General features: G+C 37.2%; 15 protein-coding genes and 1 tRNA gene. 7 read left to right on the plus strand and 9 right to left on the minus strand.

Going from position 1 to position 21,114, the window contains the following annotated elements; all coding sequences use genetic code 11:
- Positions 1 to 34: 34 nt before the first annotated feature.
- From ACK4HO_RS11610 to polA, 5 genes are all read right to left on the minus strand, one after another.
- The gene (locus ACK4HO_RS11610; RefSeq protein ID WP_409665986.1) at positions 35 to 1,405 is read right to left on the minus strand and encodes a B12-binding domain-containing radical SAM protein; all 1,371 of its coding nucleotides are present in this window, start codon (positions 1,403 to 1,405) and stop codon (positions 35 to 37) included.
- The gene (locus ACK4HO_RS11615; RefSeq protein WP_409665988.1) at positions 1,402 to 2,169 is read right to left on the minus strand and encodes a class I SAM-dependent methyltransferase; all 768 of its coding nucleotides are present in this window, start codon (positions 2,167 to 2,169) and stop codon (positions 1,402 to 1,404) included. Before ACK4HO_RS11615 ends, ACK4HO_RS11610 begins: the two co-directional genes overlap by 4 nt.
- Complete coding sequence (locus ACK4HO_RS11620; protein WP_409665990.1) at positions 2,159 to 3,622, minus strand: B12-binding domain-containing radical SAM protein; 1,464 nt, start codon at positions 3,620 to 3,622, stop codon at positions 2,159 to 2,161. The genes ACK4HO_RS11615 and ACK4HO_RS11620 overlap by 11 nt, the downstream gene beginning before the upstream one ends.
- Positions 3,615 to 4,517, minus strand: coding sequence for a nucleotidyltransferase domain-containing protein (locus ACK4HO_RS11625; RefSeq protein ID WP_409665991.1), 903 nt, complete (start codon positions 4,515 to 4,517; stop codon positions 3,615 to 3,617). Before ACK4HO_RS11625 ends, ACK4HO_RS11620 begins: the two co-directional genes overlap by 8 nt.
- 93 nt (positions 4,518 to 4,610) lie before the next feature.
- A complete protein-coding gene (gene polA, locus ACK4HO_RS11630) occupies positions 4,611 to 7,475 on the minus strand; it encodes a DNA polymerase I (protein WP_409665993.1) in 2,865 nt (954 codons plus the stop codon).
- A 132-nt stretch (positions 7,476 to 7,607) separates the two neighbouring features.
- Here polA and ACK4HO_RS11635 point away from each other — a divergent pair, with 132 nt between their 5' ends.
- Together ACK4HO_RS11635 and ACK4HO_RS11640 are read left to right on the plus strand one after the other, a co-directional pair.
- Positions 7,608 to 8,843 carry a metallophosphoesterase gene (locus ACK4HO_RS11635; RefSeq protein WP_409666014.1) on the plus strand — a complete coding sequence of 412 codons (1,236 nt, stop codon included), beginning with the start codon at positions 7,608 to 7,610 and terminating at the stop codon, positions 8,841 to 8,843.
- 75 nt (positions 8,844 to 8,918) lie between these two features.
- Positions 8,919 to 9,215 carry a thioredoxin family protein gene (locus ACK4HO_RS11640; RefSeq protein ID WP_171221519.1) on the plus strand — a complete coding sequence of 99 codons (297 nt, stop codon included), beginning with the start codon at positions 8,919 to 8,921 and terminating at the stop codon, positions 9,213 to 9,215.
- Here the strand turns inward: ACK4HO_RS11640 and ACK4HO_RS11645 are convergent.
- Positions 9,200 to 9,853, minus strand: a complete 654-nt coding sequence (locus tag ACK4HO_RS11645) for a polysaccharide deacetylase family protein (RefSeq protein WP_409665995.1) — start codon at positions 9,851 to 9,853, stop codon at positions 9,200 to 9,202. The genes ACK4HO_RS11640 and ACK4HO_RS11645 overlap by 16 nt on opposite strands.
- Positions 9,854 to 9,923: 70 nt before the next feature.
- The gene (locus ACK4HO_RS11650; protein WP_409665996.1) at positions 9,924 to 13,199 is read right to left on the minus strand and encodes a DUF2723 domain-containing protein; all 3,276 of its coding nucleotides are present in this window, start codon (positions 13,197 to 13,199) and stop codon (positions 9,924 to 9,926) included.
- A gap of 275 nt (positions 13,200 to 13,474) precedes the next feature.
- Here ACK4HO_RS11650 and ACK4HO_RS11655 point away from each other — a divergent pair.
- Positions 13,475 to 13,545 (plus strand) — tRNA-Gln (locus ACK4HO_RS11655).
- A 53-nt stretch (positions 13,546 to 13,598) separates the two neighbouring features.
- Here the strand turns inward: ACK4HO_RS11655 and ACK4HO_RS11660 are convergent.
- The gene (locus ACK4HO_RS11660) at positions 13,599 to 14,423 is read right to left on the minus strand and encodes a universal stress protein (protein WP_409665997.1); all 825 of its coding nucleotides are present in this window, start codon (positions 14,421 to 14,423) and stop codon (positions 13,599 to 13,601) included.
- Between the two features lie 170 nt (positions 14,424 to 14,593).
- Here ACK4HO_RS11660 and rimP point away from each other — a divergent pair, with 170 nt between their 5' ends.
- The 3 genes from rimP to infB are packed head-to-tail and all read left to right on the plus strand — an operon-like array spanning position 14,594 to position 19,111.
- Positions 14,594 to 15,061, plus strand: coding sequence for a ribosome assembly cofactor RimP (gene rimP, locus ACK4HO_RS11665; RefSeq protein WP_409665998.1), 468 nt, complete (start codon positions 14,594 to 14,596; stop codon positions 15,059 to 15,061).
- Between the two features lie 8 nt (positions 15,062 to 15,069).
- The gene (gene nusA, locus ACK4HO_RS11670; RefSeq protein WP_187658909.1) at positions 15,070 to 16,311 is read left to right on the plus strand and encodes a transcription termination factor NusA; all 1,242 of its coding nucleotides are present in this window, start codon (positions 15,070 to 15,072) and stop codon (positions 16,309 to 16,311) included.
- A gap of 37 nt (positions 16,312 to 16,348) precedes the next feature.
- Complete coding sequence (infB, locus tag ACK4HO_RS11675; protein WP_409666000.1) at positions 16,349 to 19,111, plus strand: translation initiation factor IF-2; 2,763 nt, start codon at positions 16,349 to 16,351, stop codon at positions 19,109 to 19,111.
- A 37-nt stretch (positions 19,112 to 19,148) separates the two neighbouring features.
- On the opposite strand, the gene ACK4HO_RS11680 is transcribed toward infB, so the two are convergent.
- Positions 19,149 to 19,538, minus strand: a complete 390-nt coding sequence (locus ACK4HO_RS11680) for an SPOR domain-containing protein (protein ID WP_409666002.1) — start codon at positions 19,536 to 19,538, stop codon at positions 19,149 to 19,151.
- Between the two features lie 219 nt (positions 19,539 to 19,757).
- Between ACK4HO_RS11680 and ACK4HO_RS11685 the strand changes: the two genes are divergently transcribed.
- Positions 19,758 to 21,104, plus strand: coding sequence for a c-type cytochrome (locus tag ACK4HO_RS11685; protein WP_409666003.1), 1,347 nt, complete (start codon positions 19,758 to 19,760; stop codon positions 21,102 to 21,104).
- Positions 21,105 to 21,114 lie beyond the last annotated feature (10 nt).

Raw genomic sequence — 21,114 nt, forward strand, 5'->3', positions numbered from 1 at the left:
AATAAAGGAGCGCTTAGTATGTTGGTACCTATTCTCATTTGGTGATTTTCATTAATCCACTTGCCAAAATCGATTTGGTTTTCAATTTCAAAGCTTTCAAACTGGTTTTCGAAATTGCTCTGTGAAACTCAACTTCATTCACCACTTTGCTCACGGCGTATTGATAATATTTTCTGGAATACGTCCGTTCAAAATCAATGTCTCTGTCGGTTGAGGTTTCCCAGTCGGGTTGTTGCGTGATTTTGTGTTCAATTTCGTTGTACAAACTTGTTCCTTTTATGGGATAAGCAACTGTTATCGTGTACAAAGTCGGATTCGCGTCTTTCAAATACTGAATGGTTTCCGTAATGTCTTTCTCCGTTTCACCCGGATAACCTAGCATGATGAACGTTCCGGTTTCTATGCCCATCGCATTCGTATCCTGAATCACTTTTTTCACTTGGTTGACATCAACGCGTCTGTCCATCGCATCGATTATGGTTTGCGAACCGCTTTCGGCACCAATCCATATTCGGAAACAACCAACATCTTTCAATAATTGTAAAATCTCGTCATTCAATCGTTCCGCACGAGTAATACACTCAAACGGAATCACGGCGTCTTGTTTCAATACTTCTTCTTTGAAAGCAATCAGCCATTTGTGACTTACGGTAAACACATCATCCACAAACCAAAGCGCATCAGGATTGTATTTTTCTTTCAACATTTTCATTTCTTCCGCGACTTGATTCGCCGGTCGGCGACGATAACTTTGCCCGTAAACCGCCGTGCTGCACCATTTACAAGTATAAGGACAACCGCGTTGCGTGGAAATCGTCATCGAACTTTGACCGTGATTGGTTTTCCAAGTATCCAGATAATTGTGCATATTTATGGCTTCACGATTCGGTAAAGGCAATTCGTCTAGTTCTTTGAATTTTGTTCGCGCCGGAGTTTGAATAATTTGGTTGTTTTCTATAAAAGCGATGCCGTTTACATTGTGGAAATTATCATCATTCATAATCGCATTATACAATTCAAAAGTGGTTTCTTCGCCTTCGCCAATGATTAAAAAATCAGCACCGGCTTTGAGATAATTTTCGACATTGTAAGTCACATCCGGACCGCCGAGGGCAATTTTTGGAAAATTGTAAGTTTCGGTTTTTAAAATTTTAATCAACTTAATGACTTCGATTTTGGTCATCAAATTGGTGTAAATACAAATGATTTTGGGTTGTTTTTCTAAAATAAAATCGAGTTGTGCTGCCTGAGAGGAAAACGTAGTGTCGAAAACTTCATTGTCAATATTTTTGTTTTTCAAATAGGCCGAAACATAAAGCAACCCTAATGGCGGATAGGGTTTCATAATCTTTTGTTCCTTAGGATCATCCGATAAATAATAAGCATGGGTGAATAAAAGACTCATCGTTTTTGCAAAATTATAAGGTAATGATCGGCGTATTTTGAAAATGACGAAGCGTTCTTAATGCCTTGTTCCAATCGGTTTAAAAAGCGTAAAATGCCGCCTTTGTTTTTAAAAAATCCGTCTAAATAAGAAGGTGGGACAAAAAAACCAATTGGTTTCACCGCAAGAGTTTCAAAATTTGCTTTGGCTAAATTTACGATATCTTTTGGGTTGTAGTAGTAAGTGGTGACATTTTCTCCGTCGACGTGGGCGATAACGCTTTCCTTTTTTCGCCGAGAAATGTTTTTGAATTGGGCTTTCGCCAAAAAATAAAAGCGTTCCCAAAGTGTATTCTTCGGCATAATCACCAAAGCCATTTTTCCTTTTTCGGAAAGTATCGAACCATTAGTCGCGAAGAAATTTTCCAATTCCGTTTTTGACAAACAGTTCAAACCACCAAAGTTGGAAAACAGCAAATCGAATTTTTCGCCTTCAAAAGTTGTTGTAATCGAATTGATATCTGCCGTTTTAAAGATGAGGTTCGCTTTGCTTTTCGCGATTTCAATCATTTTTGGTGAAATATCGGTAGCGGTTATATTGAAATTTTGTTTGGCGAACCAAATCGCATCTTCGCCGGTACCGCAATTGATTTCGAGTATGTTTTTAACGGAAGTTAAGTGTTTCGAAAGTTCGGCGTAAACCAAAGCGCGCTGCATTTTCCCAACTTCGGTATTGGTAAATGTGTCGTCATATTTTGCGGCGGCTTTGTCAAAACTAGCTTCCATTTTGCTGTAGTTTTTTTAGCGAAATCGTATCCAAAAACGCACTCGGAATATAATAACCCAATTTGGCAATCGATTTTAAATGGGTTACCGAAATAGATGAAGGCTTTGAAAACACTTGTTTTAAATTATAAAAACCTTGTTGTTTTCTGAATTCTTTGTGCACAAAACGTTGCAGTTTTCGATAGTAATTCGATTTGTAAGTACCATGAAACATCATTTCAAAATCGTCTGAATCGGTCCAATTGGATTTTAATTTTAAATCGTCTTTGACTTTCTCATAAAACTTAGTTCCCGGCAAAGGATAAGAAACCGAAATCCCAATATTATCCGGCATTAGTTCTTTGACCATGGCAATCGTTTTGGCAATGTCTTCCTGATTTTCGGTCAGGTAACCAAATTGCAGAAAGAAAGCCACACGTATTTTTTTGTCTTTTAATAGTTTTGTTGCTTCGTAAATTTGTTCTACCGTTGTGCCTTTGTCCATCGCATTAAGGATTTTTTGCGAAGCGCTTTCTGCACCAACCCAAACTTCTTCCAAACCCGATTCGGCAAGACAATCAATCGTATCTTCTTTCAATAACAAATCAACGCGACTTTGGATGTAATAGCTGATTTTTAAGTTTTGGTCTTTTAATTTTGAGTTGAATTCCTGAACCCAATTCGGCTTCAATCCAAAAATATCATCACACATCCAAAAACGGGTCACGCCAAAATTGTCCTTCAAAAACTGAATTTCCTTGACAATATAGTTCGGAGAATGTGCGTTGTAGCGATTGCCGTAAATGGGTTTCGCACACCAGTTGCATTTATATGGACAACCACGAGTCGTAGCGATGTTTAAAGTAAAAGGTTGTCCGCTTTGTTTCCAAATGGTTTTATAACTTTCGATATCGACTAAATCCCAAACCGGCAAAGGTAATTCGTCTAAATTTTGAAGGACTTCGCGTTTGGGATTGACCTGAATTTGTTCGTTTTTTTTGAAAACAATTCCTTTGATGTCATCGATTGCCGTTTCATTTTCCAAATTTTTTATTAATTCTAATAGCGACATTTCACCTTCACCTTGCAAAATAAAATCGGCGCCCATTTTAAGATAATCTTGATAATGGTCAGTCGAATCGGAACTGCAAACGATAATCTTGCAATCATACATTTTCCCCAAACGAATCATCTCAAAACAGGCTTCGCGCATGTTGGTCAGACACATTTTGGTCAAGTAATTAAAACCGTCATCATAAATCACCAAATAATTCGGTTTTGAGGATCTCAAAATGGGTTCGATGGAGTTTGGACTGTCTAATAAATTGGTGTCAAAAAGGGAAACTGCATAACCGTTTTTTCGCAATAACGAAGCCGCATAAAGTGTTCCCAAAGGCGGAAAAGGCGTTTTGTTTTTCCATTGCTTCGGGTCGAGTTTGTAATAATACGAATGCGAAAACAGTATGTTAGACATGTTCTTTGGCTAAATTGATGTTGAAGTTATGACTCACTTCTTCAATTCGGTTATTCAAATCCAATATCACTTTCTTTTGAAAATGAGATGGATGGTGTTTGGAGATATTTTTGCTTGATTTCAAGGCAATTTTAAAATCTTCTTCACTCATCATATGGAACTTGGCTTTCCATTTTTTAAGGGTAAGTATTTTAAAACTGTTATCCACTAGGTTTCCAATGGGATTTCCAAAAACAAACTCAACCGATTTGGTGCCAAGGTTTTTTTTGAAATTGGGTACCGAAGACAAATTGGGCGAGAATTTATTGAAATAGTCATTTACCCATTGGTTTTTTTGGAAAAAATCTTCAAAAACGGTTTTGCCTTGCATCGGAATCAAGGTTTTCATTTCTGTGGCGGTGAATCGATTTTTTTCTTCGATTTCCAACTGACTGGTTGAAACAAAATAATTGACACAAAAATATTTGCGCGAATTGAGCAGGAATATTTTTTTGTAAAGCATCAAGAAAGTCCGGCAAAGCCAAAGTTTATTCGGTTCTGTAATGACAAAGAAATCAATGTCACTTCCGTTATCATAATATCCTTTTGACAAAGAACCAGAAACGCCAACGGCTTTTACAAAAGGAAATTTGGCAATAAATCGGGCTTTCTTTTGAGCAATTCTCATCGCTCTGCCGGCATACATATTGCCTCGAAGTCTCTTGATAACCGAATCCAAATCGCTTCCATAAACATAGAAGTCATCTACTTTGATGAGGATTTTTTCGGCAATCAAGTGTTGCAGTTCTTTTTCAGTATCCGCAATCGAATCATAGTTGGTGTAACTATGGATTTCTTCTATTTTTAACGGATACCGAAAGATAGAAAAATAGAGTATGGTTTTTAATGTTTCCAAAATTCATAGCATTTTTTGGTTTATTAAAAGTAATATTTTTTTTTGACCTGATGACTGAATTTTGGCGATGTTTACCAATTATCAATCCTAAAATCAATGCGCCTCGAGCCAATTTTTACCCGTTCCTAACTCCACATCTAACGGCACGTCTAGCTTGAACGCATTTTCCATTTCGTGTTTGATTAACGGTTTAATTTTCTCTAATTCGGAGTTGTGTACGTCAAAAACCAATTCGTCATGGACTTGCAACAGCATTTTTGACTGCCAATTTTCCGAAGTTAGTTTCTTGTGAATGTTAATCATTGCGATTTTGATGATATCAGCAGCGCTTCCTTGAATAGGTGCGTTTACCGCATTTCGTTCGGCGCCACTTCTAACGACTGCGTTGGCCGAATTGATGTCTTTCAAATAACGGCGTCTTCCTAAAACCGTTTGCACATAACCATTTTGGCGAGCAAAATCTACTTGTTCAGACATGTACGATTTTAATTTCGGATAGGTTTTGTAATAGGCGTCGATTAAGGCTGCACTTTCAGAACGAGATAATGAAGTTTGGTTACTTAAACCAAAAGCAGAAACGCCATAAATGATTCCGAAGTTAACCGTTTTGGCATTGCTTCGTTGTTCTTTGGTAACTTCTTCTAAAGCCACGTTGAATACTTTCGCAGCCGTACTTCGGTGAATGTCTTCGTTGTTTTGGAAGGCTTTAATCATATTTTCTTCGCCCGATAAAGCAGCAATAATTCTCAATTCAATCTGCGAGTAATCGGCAGAAAGTAAGGTGAAATTTTCATCACGAGCGATAAAGGCTTTTCTAATCAAACGTCCGCGCTCGGTACGAATCGGAATGTTTTGCAGGTTCGGATTATTCGAACTTAATCGACCTGTTGCGGCAACTGTTTGCATGTAATCGGTATGAACGCGTTGGGTTTTGGCATCGACTTGATTCGGCAATGCTTCGATATAAGTACTTTGCAATTTTACCATTTGACGCCAATCTAAAATATCCTTTACGATTTGGTGTTCGTTGGCCAAATAACTCAATACTTCTTCGCCGGTCGCGTATTGTCCGGTTTTGGTTTTCTTTTGTTTGGCACCGCCGATTTTCATTTTGTCAAATAATACTTCTCCGAGTTGTTTTGGGGAAGCTAAATTGAATTTTTCGCCGGCAGTTTCGTAGATTTTTTGTTCGAAAAGATTGATTTCTTTTTGCATATCAACCGACATCGATTTTAGGAAATCAACATCTAAGCGAATACCTTCAGTTTCCATGGCGGCTAAGACCGGAATTAGCGGAATTTCGATTTCTTCGAATAATTTTTTGGTTTCGGCTTTGTCTAAAATTGGACTAAAAACGTCTTTTAATTGGAGTGTAATGTCAGCATCTTCTGCGGCGTATTCTTTGATGTCTTCCAAAGGCACATCTCGCATCGACAACTGACCTTTGCCTTTTTTGCCAATTAATGTTTCGATGGATTTTGGCGAATATTTTAAATAAGTTTCACTCAAAACATCCATATTGTGGCGCATATCGGGATTGATTAAATAATGCGCAATCATGGTGTCAAACAATTTTCCTTTGACTTGAATGCCATAATTGGATAAAATTTTCAAATCGTATTTGATGTTTTGGCCAATTTTTTCAATGGATTCGCTTTCAAAAAACGGTTTAAATTTGTCGGCCAAATTTTGTGCTTCTTCACGGTTTTCAGGAAACGGAACGTAGAAAGCTTTGCCTTTTTCAAATGAGAAAGACATGCCGACTAATTCGGCGTGAAGTGTGTCAATTCCGGTAGTTTCTGTATCGAAGCAGACTGACGTTTGGTTTATTAGGTTTTGTAAAAACAATTTGGTTCCTAAATCGCCTTGAATAATAGTATAATTATGGTTGGTGTTTTCTAAAGTGGCGTAATAAGAATTGTGTTTTGGTTCGTCGCTTTCTTCATCGGAAAAACCAAATAAATCGAATTGGTCTTCGTTTGACTTCTTGGCTGGAGCTTTTTTAGTTGGTTGTGGCGTTTCTCCATTTTCATTACCATTACCATTTGATTCAATTTCATCATATTCTTTTCCAGTGCCGAATAGTTTGTCGAATTGCGCTTTCATTTGGCGGAATTCCAGTTCCATAAACAACGCATCGGTTTTTTCTACATCGGGTTTGGATAATTCGAAATCGGTTGCATCAAAAGTCACCGGACAATCGAGTAGAATTCGGGCCAATTTTTTAGATAGAATTCCGAGTTCTTTATTGTTTTCGATTTTGTCTTTTAGCGCGCCTTTTAGTTTGTCGGTGTTTTCCAAAAGGTTTTCCATCGAGCCGAATTCCTTTAATAATTTCTTCGCGGTCACTTCACCAACACCGGGAAATCCCGGAATATTATCGGCAGAATCGCCCATCATTCCGAGATAGTCAATTACCTGTAATGGATCTTCAATTTCGAATTTGGCCAACACTTCCGGAATGCCCCAAATTTCGATATCGTTACCCATTCGCGCCGGTTTGTACATAAAAATATTTTCGGAAACCAATTGGGCAAAATCTTTATCAGGTGTTACCATAAAGACTTGAAACCCTTCTTTTTCGGCTTGTTTGGCCAAGGTTCCAATCAAATCATCGGCTTCGAAACCTGCTTTTTCCATAATCGGAATGTGCATGGCCTTTAACAATTCTTGAATGTATGGCACGGCAATTTTAATGGCTTCCGGCGTTTCGTCACGGTGTGCTTTGTATTCTTGGTACATTTCGTAGCGATAATCGCTTCCGCCTTTGTCAAAAGCTACGGCTAAATGGTCGGGTTTTTCGCGTTTAATTACATCCATCAAAGAGTTCATAAAACCCATAATAGCCGAAGTATCCATTCCTTTTGAATTGATACGGGGATTTTTGATAAAAGCGTAATAGCCGCGGAAAATTAAGGCGTAAGCATCGAGCAAGAAAAGGCGTTTTTGTTGTGACATTTTTGAAATAAATTATAAAGTGTAAATGTAGCGAAACTTTGAATGTTGAAGAAGAGAAATATTTTAGTTAAATTTAGTTAAATGAAAGATAATAATGCTTTGATTCTTCGTTATTTTGCTGAAAATTTATGAATCATGCTTCGTTGGATTTTCTTCTTTCTCTTTGTCGCCATTATTGAAGTTTATGCTTTTCAAGCCTTTAGAACCATCACTAAGTCGAGATGGATTTTGGTGGCTTATCAAGTAATTTCACTGGCGGCCATCATTTATATATTTTACCAATTGTCGCAGTTTGACCGTAAAGTGGGGCAAAACAGTAAGACGTTAATCACTTTTGGGTTGTTGTTGTTATTGTTTATTCCGAAAATGATTCTGACTTTTTTTATGTTGTTGGAAGATGTTTACCGCGTCTTTTCGGGTTTTATTACTTATTTCATGGGTGATAATTCAAACGGTGATTTTTTACCAAACCGAAGAAAATTTGTAAGTCAAATTGCTTTAGTACTTGCGGCGATTCCGTTTACTTCGCTTTTGTACGGAATGACTAAAGGAAAATACAACTTTAGGGTTATCAAACAAACCTTATTCTTTCCTGATTTACCGCAAGATTTTGATGGCTTCACGATTACCCAAATTTCAGATGTACACAGTGGTAGTTTTGACGATACCGAAAAAATACAATACGCCATTGATTTGATAAATGAGCATAAAACCGACATGATGTTGTTTACGGGAGATATTGTTAATACTCATGCCACCGAAATGCATCCGTGGATTGATACTTTTAATAAAATTGACAAACACGAATATGGTAAATATGCAGTTTTAGGCAATCACGATTATGGTGAGTATATCGAGTGGCCAACACAAGCGGCTAAAGACGAAAATTTTGAAGGTATCAAAAAATTGTATGGTGATATTGGTTTTGATTTGTTGTTGAATCAACATGCTAAAATCAAAAAAGGCGATAGCGAAATAGCCATTGTTGGCGTTGAGAATTGGGGTAAAAACTTCAAACAAGCTGGTGATTTGCACAAAGCTTCGGAAGGATTGACTGCTGAAGATTTCAAAATTTTGATGAGCCATGACCCAAGCCATTGGGAGTATGAAGTAAAAAATCACGACAAGCATTTCCAATTAACGCTTTCGGGTCACACACACGGATTGCAGTTTGGTATAGAAATTCCGGGCATTATTCAATGGAGTCCGGTGCAATATGTTTACAAACAATGGGCAGGATTATATGAAAATGTAGGTCGATATATTTATGTAAACCGAGGTTTAGGCTTTCATGCTTATCCGGGTAGAGTTGGAATTTGGCCTGAGATAACTGTTTTTGAACTAAAAAAAGGGGAAAAAGTAGCATAATTAGTTAAAAATGCTACATTTGTGCTTTAATGTTTCTTTTATTGAGGTAGAAGAAGGTAAAATTATTTTGGTTTTATGTCAAAATTTGGAGAATTAATCAACGCTCAAGTGCCTGTGTTAATTGACTTTTACACAGAATGGAACGAATCTTCGGTGTCCATGCATCCTGTAATCAGAGATGTTGCAGCTGCGCTTGGTGACAAGGCAAAAGTGATCAAAATTGATGTCGATAAAAATCAGGAGTTAGCCGATGCTTTGCGCATCAAAGGTTTGCCGACCTTGATGATTTACAAAGACGGTCAAATGGTTTGGAGACAATCGGGTGAATTGGATGCTAACAGCATTATCGCTTTGGTTCAGGACCAATTGTAATCAATCTTTTCGCAAACAAATCCTTTTTCGTTTAAGAATGCTAAAGTTTTGGGTAAAACATATTCCAGGTTTTTCCAAGCTTTAAGGCTATCGTGAAATACGATAATGCTACCGCTTTCTATATTTTTCAAAACATTGTTTAAACATTCTTCCGGCGTGATGGTTTGGTCAAAATCCATGCTGATAATATCCCACATGATTATTTTGTAGCCTAATTTTCGGAGTGCTCCGGCTTGAGAAGGTTTGATTTTGCCGTATGGCGGACGGAAGAGTTGGGCGTGTTCAGTGTTTAGTTGGCAGTTGACCATAGTTTCTGAGCACTTTTTGGTGTTTTCGATATAATCTTCTAAGCTAGTTTCCCAACCTTTTAGATGATTGAAAGTATGGTTTCCGATTGAGTGACCATCATCGATTACTTTTTTAAAAATTTCCGGATGTTTTTGAATATTGTCTCCGATGCAAAAGAAAGTCGCTTTGGCGTTGTGCTTTTTTAATTGTGCCAATGTCCATTCGGTGATTTCAGGAATTGGGCCGTCGTCAAAAGTCAGGTAAACTTTTTTCTCGTGATTGGGAATTTCCCAAACGTACTTCGGAAAAACAGTCTTGATAAACCCATTTGTTTTGACCCATAAACTCATAGGCTAAATATAAAAAAAATGTGCCAATAAGAATCTTCAAATTGGCACATCTTCAAGTTTTACTAATTGTTTATTCTAATTCTCTTCCGAAACGGGTGAATCGTTGCACTAAAGAGTTGAACACAGGTTTATTTTTATTGTAGAACTCTAAATCTCCTTGGTCTTTCATCACAATCAATAAACTTCTGTAGCGTTCAATGTCGGTTATGATGTCTGAAGCAATTCCGTTTTGAATGGAAGGCTGAATGCCTGCGAAATACTTTAAGTTTTGTTTGTATTTGGTCATTAATTTTTCCAGAATTTGTCGTGCTTTGGCTTTCTCTCCGATAGCGTAATAACCGCCAACAAATGGTTCCACCATCGTGTAATAGCCATAATATTCCATCGGCATTTTGGTCATGGCCAAATCGAGAATTTTTTTGGCTTTGTCTTTTTGACCTTCATTGATTAATTGTTCCATTAACCTTGCCATATTAGTTCGGTAAGAAATACTGTTTTTGCGGGTTTCCGGATCGTGGTAGATAGTTTTCGAATCACCATTGCCCCAATCCCATTTCATGACCAGATTGTACATTTTATCAGTATCAATTTGACCCATATCATATGGGTTTTCTTTGTCAACAGGGGTTTTTATCGGAACTAATTTGTATACCAAACCGTCCAATTGTAGGTAATCTTTCATCCACAGATAATCATCGTCGCCAAAACTTCCACCGGTGAAATAGATTGGTCGTTTCCAATTGTTATTCGCCAATACATCCAACATCATCAAACGATTTTTATAGATGGCACTTCCTTTAATATCTAAATCGATAAAAGGCACAATAGAATCATGGTATTTTTGGTTAACCACATTGTTCTTGATAATGGTGTTTTTGTCAACCGGAATCCTGATTTTATTGGTCGGATAAAAATGGATGGTTTGACCGTTTTGCATCTCAATAGTAGATTCTGGGTGTTTGATAAAATCGATAAAAGCTTTAAGATCCCATCGTGCGTCTGTTTTTGGAATGTGTGCCACATAATCTAAATTATCCCCTACATATTCACTGTGTTTGAATGAAATTGGCAAACCTTCAGCGCTATACGTTTTGAATTTAGCTTGGTCAATATTCCAATCAGTCATGAATAATTGGGTGTTGATAATCTTAATGTCCGGTCTGACGCCTTCTATTTCTTGGGCATACCATAGCGGGAAAGTGTCATTATCACCAATGGTAAACAGAATGGCGTTTTTATCACAAGCGTTGAGGTAGTTTTTCGCCATGGCAGTAGCGGTGTAACGGTTAGAGCGATCGTGGTCATCCCAGTTTTGGCTAGCCATTAAAACCGGAGCTGCCAAAAGACAAGCGCCAATTACAATTGGGCCAACCAACTTCGATTTAATATAATCGGATACGATTTCGTAGATGGCATAGACGCCAAATCCGAGCCAAATGGCAAAAACATAAAACGAACCCACTAAGGCATAATCTCTCTCTCTTGGTTCAAAAGGCCTTTCATTCAGGAATATTTTCAAGGCAATACTGGTAAATAAAAACAGCGCTAATAAAACATAAAAACTCTTCAAATCCCTTTGGGCATGGTACATAAGTCCGATTAGGCCAATAATGAACGGTAGGAAATAATAAACATTTCTTCCTTTGTTGTTTTTTGCATCATCGGGAAGATTTTCCTGAGTGCCTTTGCCTAAATGTACTTCGTCAATAAATTTGATACCGCTGATCCAGTTTCCGTCTAAGTTATCATATCTTCCTTGAATGTCGTTTTGTCTTCCGACAAAATTCCACAACAAATACCTTCCATACATATATCCAAATTGGTACTCAATCATAAAGCTGATATTTTCCCAAGTAGAAGGTTTTTCAATTACAAGATAATCGCTGTATTTTTTTAGAAAGGAAACATAGTCTTCGTTGTCAATTTGTTTTTGTTGGTAAGCCGTTTTAAACTCATTGATATTTTTTTGCATTTCCTCTTTTAATTGGCCAACAGCTTGCATCACTTGCTCTTCACTCAAACTGTCTAGGGATACGCCATATTGCGCCAAATCTTCTTCGTAAGGATAATTATGATTCAAAGTGAACTTAGGCACTCCGGTAAATTGAATATAGTTTTCAATGTGATCCGTACTCCAAAGACGCGGCAACACGGCTTTGTGATTATCGTCTGTGTTTTGTTCGGCGTTTTTGTAATTGTTTACAATCACATATTTACCCGTTTTATAATCTCTTTCGTAGTTGGGAGCTTTGTCTAAATAAGGTTGGTCTTCATCCAAACCGGCAAAAGTGTCGGTGTATTGCGGGCCATAAAACAAAGGGTTTACACCATATTGTTCTCTATTATAATAAGCTAAAACCTCGGCAGCATCGGAAGGTTTGTTTTCATTGATAACCACATTGGCATTGGCACGAATCGGCAACATCATCCAAGTAGAAAAACCAATCAAAACAAAAAGAACACAAAGAATTACCGTATTGTAAAACGGATGTCCTTTTTCGCGGGTGTATTTTAATCCGAAATAGAAAAAAACCACTATCAATAAAACGGCAAAAATGGTTCCGGAGTTGAAAGGTAAACCAATACTATTCACCATAAAGATTTCCATTTTACCAAAGAAAGCCAAGGTGTAAGGCAATAACAATTTGAATATAAACAACAATACCGCTACAATTATAATATTGGCAATAATGAAATTTTTAATGGTTACAGTTTTGTAATTTTTGAAAAAATATAAAAACCCTATGGCCGGAATAGTTAACAGCGCCATAAAGTGGATACCAAAAGAGAGTCCGACGATTAAGGAAATCAACAGTAACCATCGATTGCCTTTTGGTGTGTGCATGTCTTGTTCCCAACGCAATCCAAGCCAAAACAAGAGTGCAATTAACAATGATGCCATGGCATACACTTCAGCTTCTACGGCACTAGCCCAAAAACTGTCTGAGAAAGTAAAGGCCAAAGAACCTACAAAGGAACTTCCTAAAATAACGATGGATTTGCTTTTATCAACTTCTGAATAGGAAGAAACAATTTTCTTTAATAAGATTGATGACGACCAAAACATAAACAATATGGTGAATGCGCTTGAAAAAACCGACATCATATTAACCATGAGCGCTATGGTTTCTTTACCTGTGGCAAACATGGCAAAGAAAGCGCCGAGGATTTGGTATAGTGGCGCTCCGGGTGGATGACCAACTTCCAATTTGGCAGCTGTTGAGATGTATTCTCCGCAATCCCAAAAACTCATGGTGGGCTCAACAGTTAATGAATAGGTTATTAAAGCAATAGTAAATGTTGACCATCCTAAAATGGTATTCCACTTGTTGAAGTTAAAATTCATAATATAAGTATGAAATGAAGAGGGTTTATTTTTATGGTTACAAAGAAACTATTTTTTTTAACGCAATTAAACGCGGATTAACAAAATTTTCTCAAACAGATAACGAATTAGTTACAAGATTATTATGGTCATAGACGGTATTTTTGCACAAGAAGAATTTAATTTTTTCGCATAATTGTTTGTGTAAAATAAAATTTGTTCTAAATTTGCACTCGCGTTAAGCAAAACGAAGTTTCACGGAACTCAGTTGATAATATTGCTTAGTGAAGTAATGCTGGTCTATGGTGTAATGGTAACACAACTGTTTTTGGTGCAGTCTTTCAAGGTTCGAGTCCTTGTAGACCAACAGAAAAAGCCTCTCAATTTGAGAGGCTTTTTTGTTTTTATACCGGTTTGGATTTAAATTTTAAAAGTAACCACAGGCTTTAGCGCATGATTTACTAAATCTTCACTAATACTTCCGTTGAAGAAATGGGCAAGTCCTTTTCTGCCATGTGTACTCATTCCTATTAAATCGGCATTGATATTATTAGTAAAATTCAAAACACCGCTTTCTACATTTACATCATTGTAAATATGGGTTGAGAACTTATTAATAGTGAAATTAGAAATAAAATCACTCATAATTTCTTGGGCCACGTGAGTAGGCTTGAAGCTACTTGGTGTATTGATCATTACCAAATGTAATTCGGCGTCAAATTTATTGGCAAATTCTACCACTTTAGCAAATGGTCTTTTAATTTCATCGGCAAAGTCAGAAGCAAAAACAAATTTGTCTACTTCAAAGTTGCCGGCTTCTTTTTTGATAATTAATACAGGTATATCAGAATTTCTAACCACTTTTTCAGCATTAGAACCGATAAACATTTCTTTGAATCCACTGGCACCGTGAGAACCCATTACTATCAAATCAACATCATTCTTTTTACTGATGTTCATGATTCCGTCAAAAGCCAATTCAAATTGAATAATCTCTGAAACCTTCAATCCATCCAAGCTTGGATCGTCCATTAAGTCCTCCAATCTGTTTATGGCGGCATTTTTAAAAAGCATAATTTCAGGTAAATCATGACCGCTTCCAACAGCGTCACTAGCTTGATGCGGTAATTCTAACATGTGGAGAAGAAAGATTTCTCCGTTATTTTTTTTGGCAATTTGTGCCGCAACTTTCAAGGCGTATCCGGCGTGTTCTGAGAAGTCTGTTGGGACTAAGATTTTTTTCATAATATAAAAAAGTAAATTTTGGATAGGATATTTTAACACAATAAAGGTATTATTTTTTTTTGATTTGGCAATGGATTTTTGATTTATAAAAAAATAACTATATTTGCACCGTTATTTACCATTTTCACTAAATAATGAGGGAAGCATTGCTTCCCTCTTTTTATACAACTATGACATTTAAAGAGAAGGTTACGAATTTATTAGAAGAAGGATTGTTAGAAAAACCTTCCTTGTTTTTGGTAGATTTAACTATTTCAGAGAGTTATAAAATTACCGTAACTTTGGATGGCGATAATGGTGTAACTTTGCAAGACTGTATTGACATCAGTCGTGTGATTGACAACAATCTTGATCGAGAAGAGCAAGATTACTCGTTAGAAGTTGCTTCGGCCGGCGTTTCGACTCCGCTAAGAATGGTAAGACAATACAAAAAAAACATTGGTAGAACGTTGAAAGTTAAAACCGCTACCGAAACAATAGAAGCAAAATTAGAGCAGGTTACGGATGAAAGTATAACACTTTCGTGGACTGCCAGAGAACCAAAAAAAGTGGGTAAAGGAAAAGAAACTGTTGAACACAAGCGTGATATTCCTTATTCAGAAATAAAAGAAGCAATTGTTATTATAATATTTAATTAAAATTTGGCATGGAAAATATTGCATTAATCGAGTCATTTTCAGAGTTTAAAGATGATAAACTTATTGATCGAGTAACGCTTATGGCGATTTTGGAGGATGTATTTAGAAACGCATTAAAAAAGAAATACGGTTCTGATGATAATTTTGACATCATTATCAATCCTGATAAAGGTGATATGGAGATTTGGAGAAGAAGAATTGTTGTTGCTGATGACGATTTGGATTTAGAAAACGAAGAAATTACCCTGACTGATGCCAGAAAAATTGAGCCCGATTTTGAAATCGGCGAGGAGGTTTCTGAAGAAGTGAAATTAATCGATTTAGGAAGAAGAGCGATTTTGGCTTTGCGTCAAAACTTGATTTCTAAAATACACGAACATGATAACACCAATCTTTATAAACAATTTAAAGATTTAATTGGCGAAATTTACACCGCCGAAGTGCACCACGTTCGTCCAAGAGTTGTAATTTTGGTGGATGATGAAGGAAACGAAATCGTGTTGCCAAAAGAAAAACAAATCCCGTCTGACTTTTTCCGTAAAGGAGATAACGTTCGAGGTATCATTGAAAGTGTTGAATTGAAAGGGAATAAACCACAAATCATCATGTCGAGAACGGCAGATAAATTTTTGGAGAAATTATTTGAACAAGAAATTCCGGAAGTTTTCGATGGTTTAATCATGATTAAAAAAGTAGTGAGAATTCCGGGTGAAAAAGCAAAAGTAGCCGTTGATTCTTATGACGATAGAATAGATCCTGTTGGTGCTTGTGTTGGTATGAAAGGTTCTCGTATTCACGGTATTGTTCGTGAATTAGGAAACGAAAACATCGACGTAATCAACTACACCAGCAACTTACAGTTGTATATCACAAGAGCATTAAGTCCAGCGAAAGTATCTTCGGTTAAAATTGACGAAGAGAAAAAAAGAGCGGAAGTGTTCTTGAAATTAGAAGAAGTTTCTAAAGCGATTGGTCGTGGCGGTCACAACATCAAATTGGCCGGATTATTGACCGGTTATGAATTAGATGTAATTCGCGAAGGTATTACGGCAGAAGAAGATGACGTAGAATTAACAGAGTTCTCAGATGAAATCGACGGATGGGTAATCGATGAATTTGCTAAAATCGGATTGGATACTGCCAGAAGTATTCTGAATCAAGATGTTGCTGATTTAGTGAGAAGAACCGATTTAGAAGAAGAAACCATTTTAGAAGTAATAAGAATATTGAAAGAAGAGTTCGAGGACTAATTCTTTCGCCAAAATAGATAAACATTAAAAAGATTTTATGTCTGAAGGAAATATTAGAATTAATAAAGTTTTAAGGGAATTAAATATTTCTTTGGAAAGAGCTGTGGATTATCTTAAGGATAAGGGCATTGCTATTGAAGCAAGTCCAAACACAAAAATTTCCGATGATGTGTATAATATTCTTTGTGGTCAATTTGCCGGAGACAAAGGAAACAAAGAAGCTTCTAAAGGCGTAAGCGAAGAAATCAGAAAAGAAAAAGAAGCACTTCGACTAGAAAGAGAAAAAGAAATTGAGGACAAGCGTAAAGCAGATGAAGAGCGTCAAAGATTAGAGGTAGTTAAAGCGAAAGCCATAGTTACCGGTCCGAAACAAGTTGGTAAAATCGACTTAGAGCCAAAAGCTCCAATTGCAGTCCCACCGGTGGAAACACCAAAAATCGCAGCGGAACCACAAGAAAATGTTATCAAGAAGAAAGAAGTGGCTCCGGTTGATGAAGTGAAAAAAGAAGAAACGCCTAAAGTAGAACCTTCTTCTACAGAAGCACCAATTGATGAAACCATCACTACACAATATCAAAAATTGTCAGGTGCTACTTTAACAGGACAGGTAATTGATTTATCTCAATTCAATAAGCCTAAAAAGAAAAAAGAGGAATTCAAAAAAGACGGCAACAAACCTGCAACTCCGGGTGCCGGACAAACAGCGGCACAAAACGCGAACAACAACGCCAATAAAAATAAAAGAAAAAGAATTGCCCCAAAACCGGGAGATAAGCCGGCTATCACAAGTGGTGGTGGGAATACTCAAGGTGGTGGCGCTAATAAATTTGGTAACAAACCGGGTGGCGGATTCCAAAAAGGAGCTCGTCCTGCGATAGTTCAAAAAGTAGAGCCAACCGAAGAGGAAGTTAAAAACCAAATTAAAGAAACTTTAGAGCGTCTTCAAGGAAAAGGAAACAAATCTAAAGCAGCCAAATACAGAAGAGACAAACGTGATACGCACCGTCAAAGAAATGAAGACGAAATGCAAGCGCTTGAAGAAGGAAGCAAAACAATCAAAGTAACCGAATTCGTTACCGTAGGTGAAATTGCAACCATGATGGATGTGCCGATTACCAAAGTAATTGGAACTTGTATGTCATTGGGAATCATGGTAACCATGAACCAACGTTTAGACGCAGAAACTTTATCTATTGTTGCCGATGAGTTTGGTTATGAAGTAGAATTTATCACAACCGATATCGAAGAAACGATGGAAGTGGTGGAAGACAGACCGGAAGATTTAGTTACTCGTGCGCCTATTGTAACTGTAATGGGTCACGTAGATCACGGTAAAACTTCCTTGCTGGATTACATTCGTAATGAAAACGTAATCGCCGGAGAATCGGGAGGAATCACTCAGCATATTGGTGCTTATGCGGTTACTCTTGAAGGCGGACAAAGAATCACTTTCTTGGATACACCGGGTCACGAAGCGTTTACCGCAATGCGTGCTCGTGGTGCTCAAGTTACCGATATCGCCATTATTGTAGTGGCGGCGGATGATGACATCATGCCACAAACGAAAGAGGCTATTAGTCACGCACAAGCAGCCGGAGTTCCTATGATCTTTGCCATCAACAAAATTGATAAGCAAGGCGCGAATCCGGAAAAAATTAAAGAGAAATTAGCGGCCATGAATTTATTGGTTGAAGATTGGGGTGGAAAATACCAATCACACGATATCTCTGCGAAAAAAGGAACCGGTGTTAAAGAATTATTAGAAAAAGTATTGCTTGAAGCTGAAATATTAGACTTAAAAGCAAACCCAAATAAACTGGCAGTTGGAACTGTAGTGGAAGCTCAATTAGATAAAGGAAGAGGTTATGTATCAACAATTTTGGTACAATCAGGAACTTTGAAAGTGGGTGATTACGTTTTGGCCGGTAAAAATCACGGTAAGGTGAAAGCCATGCACGATGAAAGAGGGCACAGTGTAAAAGAAGCCGGACCGTCAACACCAATCTCTATTTTAGGTTTGGATGGCGCGTCAACTGCAGGAGATAAATTCAACGTGTTTGAAGACGAAAGAGAAGCGAAACAAATTGCCGCTAAACGTACACAATTAATGCGCGAACAATCGGTGAGAACACAACGTCATATTACCTTGGCGGAAATTGGTCGTCGTATTGCTTTAGGTCAATTTAAAGAATTGAACATTATCCTTAAAGGTGACGTGGATGGTTCTGTGGAAGCACTTTCAAGTGAGTTCTCTAAATTATCTACGGAAGAAATCCAAATCAATATTATACATAAAGGTGTTGGAGCAATTACAGAAACCGACGTAATGTTGGCTTCTGCTTCAGATGCAATTATTATCGGATTTAACGTTCGTCCTGCGGGAAATGCTCGTCAATTGGCACAAAAAGAAGAAATCGACATCAGAAGTTATTCAATTATCTACGATGCGATTAACGACTTGAAAGACGCGATGGAAGGTATGTTGTCACCGGAAATGAAAGAAGAAATTACCGGTACAGCAGAAATCAGAGAAATATTCAAAGTATCTAAAGTGGGTTCTATCGCCGGATGTATGGTTACGGATGGTAAAATCTTCAGAAACTCTAAGATTCGTTTGATTCGTGAAGGCGTTGTTATCTACACAGGTGAATTAGCTACTTTAAAACGTTTCAAAGACGATGTGAAAGAAGTAGCCAAAGGATACGATTGTGGTATTCAAATTAAGAATTACAACGAGATTGAGCAACTAGATTTAATCGAAGCTTTCCAAGAAGTGGAAGTGAAGAAAAAGTTGAAATAATACTAAAGAAAAAGCCCCGATTTATTCGGGGCTTTTTTTATTTATTGGGTTTAATTAAAAACGCATTCGGGAATTTCTTCTTGAGTAGTTCTAAGTTCTTTTCAGCTTCAATTCGGGTTTTAAAATTGCCAACCCAAACTTTATAAGCCGGTGTGCTAAAAACAATTGTAGCGTCCATATTCTTGTTTTCTTTTTTGAAATCCATCAACGTTTTTTTGGAGTTTTCGCTGTCCCCATTGAAAATCTGAATTTTATAGCGGTCATTGATGGTGATAGAACTGTTTATTTTTCTTTTTTCATTTAGTAATTGTTCAAACTTTGGATCTTGACTTACAGCTACTTTTGCCTCTTGACCAAAGCTTTTTTGTGTTAAAAAGAAAACAACAATAGCAGTAAAAACGAGCTTAGTTTTAGGGAAATATTTCATAATGATTTGATTTTTATACAAATGTAAAACTTAAAAAATTAAACAAAACAGTATTTGTTATTTAGAATTAATATAAATTGATATTTAAGATATATTTAAGGTTTTGAGAATAGTTCATAAGTCGTATTTTTGTGCAAGTTTTTAATAAAGCATGGAATTTTAACTGAAAATAGGTTCAGAAAAAACCATGCCAACATTAGTCGATAATCATTATATTATATGAAAAAAGTGGGTAACCATAATTCGATTTCAAGGAAAATAGTCTTCAGTTTAGCTTTGATGCTAACATTCTCCTTCACTTCATTTTCACAAGCAACACCGCCGGCAACCGACGCAGCAGCAACAGCTCCTGCAACAGCAGCTCCTGCGGCAACTATGGGAGGTGATCCTGTAGCTGGTAAAGCTTTGTTCAACGCTAATTGTGCAGCCTGTCACGCTCTTGATAAGAAGATGACCGGTCCTGCGTTAAGAGGTGTTTCGGCAAAGTATGACATGGCTTGGATTTACAAATGGGTAAACAACAGCTCTGCTATGGTTAAATCCGGAGATGCAAAAGCAGTTGCAATTTTTGAGGAATACAACAAGTCAGTAATGACTTCATTTCCAACATTGACAACAGCTGATATTGACAATATCATTGCTTACACCGATGAGAAAAAAGCAGAAGTGGTGCCTGGTCCGAATGGAACAGCTGGTGTTCCCGGAACAGCAGCAGACTCAAGCGGATTGTCTAACGATGTAATTCTTGGCGCTTTGGCTTTAGTGATGTTTATGTTGGTAATCATGTTGTTCTTTGTGAACAATGTGTTAACTAAAGTTGCTAAAGTTAATGGAATTGAAGTAGCTCAAAAAGAGGCGTCATTGCCAATTTGGAAAGCCTTTGCGAAAAACCAATTTTTGGTTTTAGTAGCTTCAATCTTCTTATTGTTATCAAGCGGTTATTTTGTATATGGCTGGATGATGCAAGTAGGTGTTGACCAAGATTATGCACCAATTCAACCAATTCACTATTCACACAGAATTCACGCCGGAAGTAACGGTATCGATTGTAAATACTGCCACTCTGCTGCCAGAGTTAGTAAAAACGCCGGTATTCCTTCGTTGAATGTTTGTATGAACTGTCACAAAAACATTTCAGAAGTGGCTGATACTACAGCAACTCCAGAGTATACAAAAGCATTTTATGATGGTGAAATCCAAAAATTATATGATGCTGTAGGCTGGGACAAGGCTACTCAAAAATACACCGGAAAAACAAAACCTGTTAAATGGGTGCGTATTCACAATTTGCCTGACTTTGCCTATTTCAATCACTCACAACACGTAACGGTTGCGGGTATCGAATGTCAAAAATGTCACGGTCCGGTGCAAGAGTATGAAATCCAAAAACAATTTGCTCCATTAACAATGGGTTGGTGTATTAAATGTCACCGCGAAACAGACGTTAAGATGGAAGGCAATGCTTATTACACTAAAATTCACGAAGAGCTTTCTAAAAAATATGGTGTAGACAAATTGACTGCAGCACAAATGGGAGGTTTAGAGTGTGGTAAGTGCCACTATTAATCAAATTATT

Source organism: Flavobacterium sp., from assembly GCF_046296355.1.
Taxonomy (GTDB): Bacteria; Bacteroidota; Bacteroidia; order Flavobacteriales; family Flavobacteriaceae; genus Flavobacterium.